General features: G+C 72.8%; 6 protein-coding genes. 3 read left to right on the top strand and 3 right to left on the bottom strand.

Going from position 1 to position 6199, the window contains the following annotated elements; genetic code table 11:
• Together ACSURM_RS39515 and ACSURM_RS39510 are read left to right on the top strand one after the other, a co-directional pair.
• The coding region (locus tag ACSURM_RS39515; RefSeq protein ID WP_436961555.1) for a UTRA domain-containing protein at positions 1-474 on the top strand (474 nt) is incomplete at its 5' end.
• A gap of 1049 nt (positions 475-1523) precedes the next feature.
• Positions 1524-1778: a hypothetical protein gene (locus ACSURM_RS39510; RefSeq protein ID WP_436961553.1), complete on the top strand. Its 255-nt coding sequence runs from the start codon at positions 1524-1526 to the stop codon at positions 1776-1778.
• Positions 1779-1790: 12 nt separating this feature from the next.
• Here the strand turns inward: ACSURM_RS39510 and ACSURM_RS39505 are convergent, their stop codons facing one another.
• From ACSURM_RS39505 to ACSURM_RS39495, 3 genes are all read right to left on the bottom strand, one after another.
• Positions 1791-3167 (bottom strand): hypothetical protein, encoded by a 1377-nt coding sequence (locus ACSURM_RS39505; RefSeq protein ID WP_436961557.1) that lies wholly within the window; start codon positions 3165-3167, stop codon positions 1791-1793.
• A gap of 678 nt (positions 3168-3845) precedes the next feature.
• Positions 3846-4649, bottom strand: a complete 804-nt coding sequence (locus tag ACSURM_RS39500) for a hypothetical protein (protein WP_436961551.1) — start codon at positions 4647-4649, stop codon at positions 3846-3848.
• Positions 4649-5683 carry a sigma factor-like helix-turn-helix DNA-binding protein gene (locus tag ACSURM_RS39495; RefSeq protein WP_436961549.1) on the bottom strand — a complete coding sequence of 345 codons (1035 nt, stop codon included), beginning with the start codon at positions 5681-5683 and terminating at the stop codon, positions 4649-4651. The genes ACSURM_RS39500 and ACSURM_RS39495 overlap by 1 nt, the downstream gene beginning before the upstream one ends.
• 249 nt (positions 5684-5932) lie before the next feature.
• On the opposite strand from ACSURM_RS39495, the gene ACSURM_RS39490 reads away from it, so the two are divergent.
• Positions 5933-6199 (top strand): winged helix-turn-helix domain-containing protein (locus tag ACSURM_RS39490; RefSeq protein WP_436961547.1); only part of this gene is annotated, 267 nt, incomplete at its 3' end.

Genomic DNA, 6199 nt, shown 5'->3' with positions numbered 1-6199 from the left:
GCGAAGAACGGCCGGCGGTACGCACCGGGAGAGACGTCTTCGGGTCACCGCGTTCTCCGCAGGTCCGTCTACGATCCCGAGATCTGCACGGCACTTGACCTGGAGCCCGGAGACGAAGCGCTGATCCGAATCCGCGTGTTCCGCCAGGACGACAAGCCGACGTCGATGGGGATCTCGGTCTATCCGCCCCACACGACTGCCACGGTCCCCGAACTCACCGAAGACGCTCGGATGACAACACAGTTCGACCAGCTCTACACCGAACGGACCGGCCACGCGGTCATCAAGGGCCAGCGCACCGCCCAGGCGCGGCAGGCGACGCCGGAAGAGCTCGAAGCGCTGGAGATCGACGCGCCCCCGCACTCTGCGGTGGCGGTCCTGGTCACCACGGTGACCTTCCACGACGACCATCAGGCGCTCGGGTACTGGGAGGACATCTACGCACCCGGCTCCAAGGTCCCACTCGGCGAGTGATCCATCCAAAGCCCCCGTCCGACTCCGGGCGGGGGCTTTTTGTTGCCCCACCGCGTGCCGCGCGTGACGCGTGCCGCGCGTGCCACGCACGCACACGCGTATGGGCGCCTAGGCGCCTGGGCGTCTGCGCGTTGGAGGCCCCCCAGAGCGCCTCCCAGACCCCCGGACGACTCATCGGCCCGCCCCCACCCTCCGAGGCCCGGAGACGGGCGCACAGCGCCTCCAGCGCGGTCACAGAGGGTGGTTACTCACTTCCTCATTACCGGCCCAGGACACGGGAGTCGGGGGCCCCAACGCGCGCGCGTGAAGCGCGCGTGAGGGCCGTCGGTAAGGAGTAAGTAATCACCGACCGTCACCGGGGGCGGCATCGCTGGGCGGTTTACGTGGCGCCGCCGTCGCCGACTGCAGCGGGTCGACGGTCCTGTCCAACGGCCAGCGGGGAGGGGAGGGGTGGTCGGCTCGGGTCCGGTCGCCGGGTGCGCCGGCCGGATGGGCGGGCCGCCGTACCGCCGCCGTCGCAGCCGCGGGCCGTGAGCGGATCGTGCTCCTGGTCGTGGTCGCCGGGGAGCAGCTGCTGCCGCGATCCGGATCTGCCGGTGTGGTCGCTCCGCGTCGGCGCGGGCATCGTCGTGGCGCACGAGCGTGTCGAGTTCGGGGGTCGCGCGCGTTTGGCGTGCACAGGTGCACGTGCACACGCGTGCACGCGAGGAGTGCCGTCCGGTGCCAGCCCGGAGCGGGGTACGGCACCGCCGGGTGACGCAGCCGCCGCAGGCGGTCGCGCGATCCCGGGAAACGGCCGGCGGTTCCGCGAGACGCCTCGGCATAGACCTGCCTCGAGGAAGGCGTGTTACAAGTTTCTCTACTCGATCAAGACGGCCCGCGAGCGGGCCGGGCGGCCCGCTCGGCGGCCCGGCCGCCGCTCCTGTCTCCGCCCCGCTCCGGCCCGGCCGCCAACCCGGCCGCCAGCACCCGGCGAAGTAATCCTGGGATTACTTCCCGACCTCCGGCCCGCCCGTGCGACTGCTGCGGATCGAGAGCAGACTCCCGTCATGAGCATGCGACGCCCACTCGGCACCGGCCCCGACGGCACGCGGCGCATCAGCGCCAGCGAGGCCGATCTCCACACCGAACTGCAGGGCATCCACCTGCCCGATGCCGCCGACCTCCGCGCCCGCGGACTGCTGCCCGTCGAGCGGATCGTCAGCAACGAGCACCAGGACCAGGAGCAGGACGACCCCCGCGCGCGAGCGACGGAGGAACCGGTCCCCCCCGCCCGCCGGCCACTTCGCCTCCGGGAGTCGTGACGGCGGAGCGAGTTAGTGCGAAGTGGGCCCAGTTCGCCGGGCGAGGTGTCGGCGGGCCCGCTCCTGGGCGGCGTCGGCGTCGGCGTCGTCGTCCTGGTCGTGGTCCTCCGCCTCCCGGCGGCGCCGGGCGATCGCCTCCTCACGGCGCAGGGCGAGCGCGGCGAGCATCTCCGCGTACGCCTCGGCGACTTCCCCGGCGGTGAGGACGGCCACGGTGTCGGCGGCGTCGGCCAGGGCCAGGACCTCGCGGACGCGTTCGCCCACGGCGGCCGGGTCGGTGTTGCCGTCGGTGCCCTCGGCGGCCTCCGTCGCCGCGAGGTCGAGGGCGCGACGGGTGACCGCCGTCCAGCCTTCCTCCGTGACCGCGACTCCCGCACGGAGTTCGCCGCCCTCGGCGTCGGCGCCCAGGAGCAGGTCCAGGTCGTCGTCCTCGGTGTCGCCGCCCTCGATGCCGAGGAGCGCGCGCAGGTAGCGGGTCCACTCGATGGCCCGGCGCCCCTTGGTGGCCCGCTCGTACTCGTGCCAGCGGGCGAGGCACCACTCCAGCGAGCCCTGCCCCTGGGCCTCGTCCTCCGGAACTCCGCCGGTCAGGTCTCCGATGCGGCCGAGGAGTTCGAACGGCGCGAGGTTCCCGCCGGCCGCCGTCTTCAGGTCGGCGCGGGCCAGCTCCAACGCTGGGCTCCTCCCGTCCTGCGTCTTGGCGATGTACTCGGCAAGGTCGTTGGCGTCCCGCTCGGTCTCCAGCCTCTTGAAGTCGACGCCGTGGCGGTCGTCGGGCGTGTAGGCCGGGTTCACCGCGCGCAGGGTCCGGGTCCACACGGCCCGCCAGTGGCTCTCCCACTCGGCCAGGGCCGCGTCTCCGGGGGTGAAGGTGCCGACCACCCGCTTGTCCGCCCGTTCGCCCTCAGTCCGGCCGCCGACGAGCGCGATCGCGTGGATGTGCGGGTGCCAGCCGTTGGCCTGGCCGACCGTCACCTCGGTGGCGCGGATCATGCCGACGTACCCGATCCGGTCCCGGATGCCGTCGCGGTCGGCGTGCCCGCGGCCGTCCGTGGCCCTGCGTCCGGCCCACGTGCCGCCCGTAATGAGCCGCTGGTAGGCGCCCGGCCGCCGGGGAGAGTCGGCGGTCTTCCGGGTGCCCTGGAGGGCGTCCATGAGGTCCGCGAGCCGGTCCGTGTGACCGTGCCGGGCCGTGAAGGTGACGAGGTAGGCGGTCCCGCCCTGACGGATCCACTCGACCACCGCCGTGGTGATCTCCTCGGCCCGCCTGTGCCGGATGGTCGCGGCGCAGACCGGGCAGAGCCAGATCCGCCCGCACCGCATGAGGCCGAGGACCACGGCCGTCCCCGCAGCGGTCTGCGCGACGATCACGCCGGACGCAGGGTCCATAAGCGACCGGCCGCAGCCCTTGCACGCGGCGTCGCCGGTCACCTGCCACAGGGTCCGGCGCCGGGCGTACCGGCCCGCCTTCCGGGACCGCGCCGCCTGGTCGCGGCCGACCGGCTTCCCGCCCGCGTCCGGGGTTGCACCCCGCCGCGTTTCCGCAGGTCGGAGGGGTGCGGGAAACTCTGTTGTTTCTTTCCCAAGGGCGACCGGTTTTGCCGGTCGGACGCCGTCGGCCGCATCCCGCATCGAGCGCGCGATGGCCCGGCGAGCCGCCGACCGGCACGCCTCCGAGCAGTAGATTTTGGGTCGTTTACCCGGTGTGTGGGCAATCGCCGTTCCGCAGTGGCAGCGGGGGCCATGGGTGGTCGTCATGGCCGCACTTCGCTCACGCCGGGGGGTTAGCGGCGCAACTGCGGGCGTGGCGGCCGCCGCCTCTGGAACAGCGGACGTGATCTCTCGTACTCTGGTCATAAGTCCTGTCAGTTGGCTGCGAACCGATGGGCTGGACTTCAGAAGCGGTCCGGGGGCCTAAGCCCGGGCCGCTTCGCTTTGTGCTGCCAGCGATCCAAGCATCAGTTGGGCCGACCGCTCCCTCTGCCACTCCCGAAGGGCTGTGGGACGGGTGTGGTCTGACGGGCCGAAGACAGCCCCGCCGGGTGTCCCGGCGGGGCTGAGTCGTGTTCAGGCGGCGTCTGCGGCCGTCACGTCGATGGCGGTCTGGCCCTCGATGGGACGGGTCGCGTCCAGCTCCGCGTACACCCGCTGTACCTGGGTGGTGGAGCGGGTGGCCCGTCGCGCCGCCGCGCGGATCGACAGGCCCTCGCGCCACGCCTGCTCGATCGCGGCGCGGGCGGCGTCGGCGCCGAGCCGGGGACGCGGGGGGACATCGGGGATCCCCAGGTGTCCCCCGCAGATGACCAGCGCAGACGCAGGCGCCGGCGGGGCCTCCGGGGCGGGGGAGGGGGACACCTCCACGACGGCAGGGGACGGCACGGTGTCCCCCTCGGCCGCCGGGGTGTTCCCCTGGGGAACGGCCGCCGGAAAACCGGATGTAGGCGTGGAGTCGATCGCGGGGACGGGGGCCGCCGGGGGGACAGGCCCGGCCGCTGGGGTGTCCCCCTGCGGGACAGCGGGTGTCCCCCGCCGGGCCGGATGGCGTAGGGCGTGCACCCGCCACAGGACGACGGGGGCGATCGCGGACACGGCCACCACGAGCCAGGGGGACACCGGGAGTACCGCCCCACGGTGGAGGTGCGCACCCGCGTTCGTGGCGATCATCAGCAGCACGGCGGGCAGCACCTCCCGGCCGGTCTGCATGGCGCGGATCGCGTACGCGTCGATCGCCACGGGCAGCGCCGCCGCCACCCAGGGGCCGAAGTGGCAGGCCACCGCGAGGGACCACTCGCCCTGTGCGGCGACGACCACGCTGGCGCCCATCGCAAGCCAGCCGAGCAGGTCACGGTCGATCTGGATCTGGCGCGTCATCAGGCCGTCACCTCCACACCACGGCGCAGGGCGCAGCCGGTCCCGCAGCCGGTGCACGAACGGTCGGCGGGGCGCGGACGCCGCGGCTTCGCGGGCGCGGCCTGTACGGGGTCGAGGCGGTGGTCAGCCACCATCTCCCGCAGCGAGCGCACCGCACGGGTGTACAGGTCGTGCGCCCAGCCGCGATGGATGCCCAACTGCTCCGCCAGCTCGGGGAAGGACCGCCCGGCCGCACGGAGCCGGACGACGTCGCGCTGCCTCTCGGACGGCAGGCGCTCGATGACCTGCTCCCACCCGGCCGGGAGGGGCTGGCCGGCGCCCCGAGTCCGCGCCCCCGGCATCCGGCCCGAACCGCCCAGCGTCGTCAGCGCCTTACGCAGGGCCGCCTCCGCGCTCTGCCTGGTCACGCCCATGCGGGCAGCCATCGCCGGGGTGGTCAGCCCTTCCACACACCGCAGCTCCAGCGCCTCGCGCTGGCGCGGGGGCAGAGCCGCGATCCGCTCCGCGTAGCAGGCCGGAGCCCACCCGCCCGGAGCCGTCCCGGTCTCCGCCTCCAGCAGCTCCTCCACCGCACACACCGTGCCGTCCGGCCCCGGCCCCGCCAGCGCCTCCAGCACCTCATCGGCCGACCGGTCGTCCCCCTCCGGTACACGTACCAGCCACTCCCGGCGCCGCTTCGTCGTGGTGGACTCCAGCAGCACCCACTTCGCCGTCGCCGCCAGACGCGGCCACGGCAGATCCGGCGTCTCCTCCAGGAGCTGCGGCACCCGCCCCCGCATCACCGCCAGCCACACGTCCTGAGCCACGTCCTCGGCCTGAGCCCAGTACGCCCACCCGCCCAACCGCGCCTGGACGTAGCGCACCAGGTGGTCCCCGTGCTCCTCCATCAGCCGAGCCACCCGCTCCGCCTGCACCGGCGACAGCGGCCGGTCCTCCGCCGTCCGCAGGTCCACCCGCTCCGGCTCGATGTACGACGGCGTCCTCCGCCGCTCCGTCACGTGTGCCCTGACCGGCCGCTCTGCCACGATCGTCATGTCGGATCTCCCTCTCACCAGGGCGGATTCCGGCAGCGACCCCAGGGGTGCCTCCCTGGGGTCGCGCCGCGTTTTCGTAGCCCCACTGCAACGCGTGAAGGTACGAAACTGCCGCTCGATACGTACTCGAAGTACCTTGCGAACGCCATGAAGGTACATGAAGCGCGAAGATGCCGCAAGGATGTACCTTCAGCGGTTATTGATGTACCTTCAGAGAGACCCAGCAGCCGACAAACAGGGAGATATGCCGTGGCATACAAGGCACCGGAGGGGCGGGGTTACGCCGATGTGGCGGCGCACTTCCGCACGTTGATCAAGGGCGGGGAACTCGCTCCAGGCGATTCGCTGCCCTCGGTCGCCGCGATTCGCGAGCAGTTCGGCGTCGCGTCGAAAACTGTGAGTCGAGCCCTAGCCCTGCTGAAGAGCGAGGGACTCGTAGCGTCACGCGGCGCTCTGGGCACCGTCGTGGAGAAGACCCCGATCGTCATCACCGGGGCGGATCGCCTGAATCGCATG

Source organism: Streptomyces sp. SudanB182_2057 (genome assembly GCF_964272715.1).
GTDB classification, from domain to species: domain Bacteria; phylum Actinomycetota; class Actinomycetes; order Streptomycetales; family Streptomycetaceae; genus Streptomyces; species Streptomyces rubradiris.
The sequence above is the reverse complement of the archived record's forward strand: the minus strand, read 5'-3'. Positions and strand labels throughout refer to the sequence as shown.

Excerpts from the sequence above, each read along its gene's own strand:
- ACSURM_RS39510 (WP_436961553.1), top strand. The coding sequence starts at position 1,524 with ATGAGCATGCGACGCCCACTCGGCACCGGCCCCGACGGCACGCGGCGC.
- ACSURM_RS39505 (WP_436961557.1), bottom strand. The coding sequence starts at position 3,167 with ATGGACCCTGCGTCCGGCGTGATCGTCGCGCAGACCGCTGCGGGGACG.
- ACSURM_RS39500 (WP_436961551.1), bottom strand. The coding sequence starts at position 4,649 with ATGACGCGCCAGATCCAGATCGACCGTGACCTGCTCGGCTGGCTTGCG.
- ACSURM_RS39495 (WP_436961549.1), bottom strand. The coding sequence starts at position 5,683 with ATGACGATCGTGGCAGAGCGGCCGGTCAGGGCACACGTGACGGAGCGG.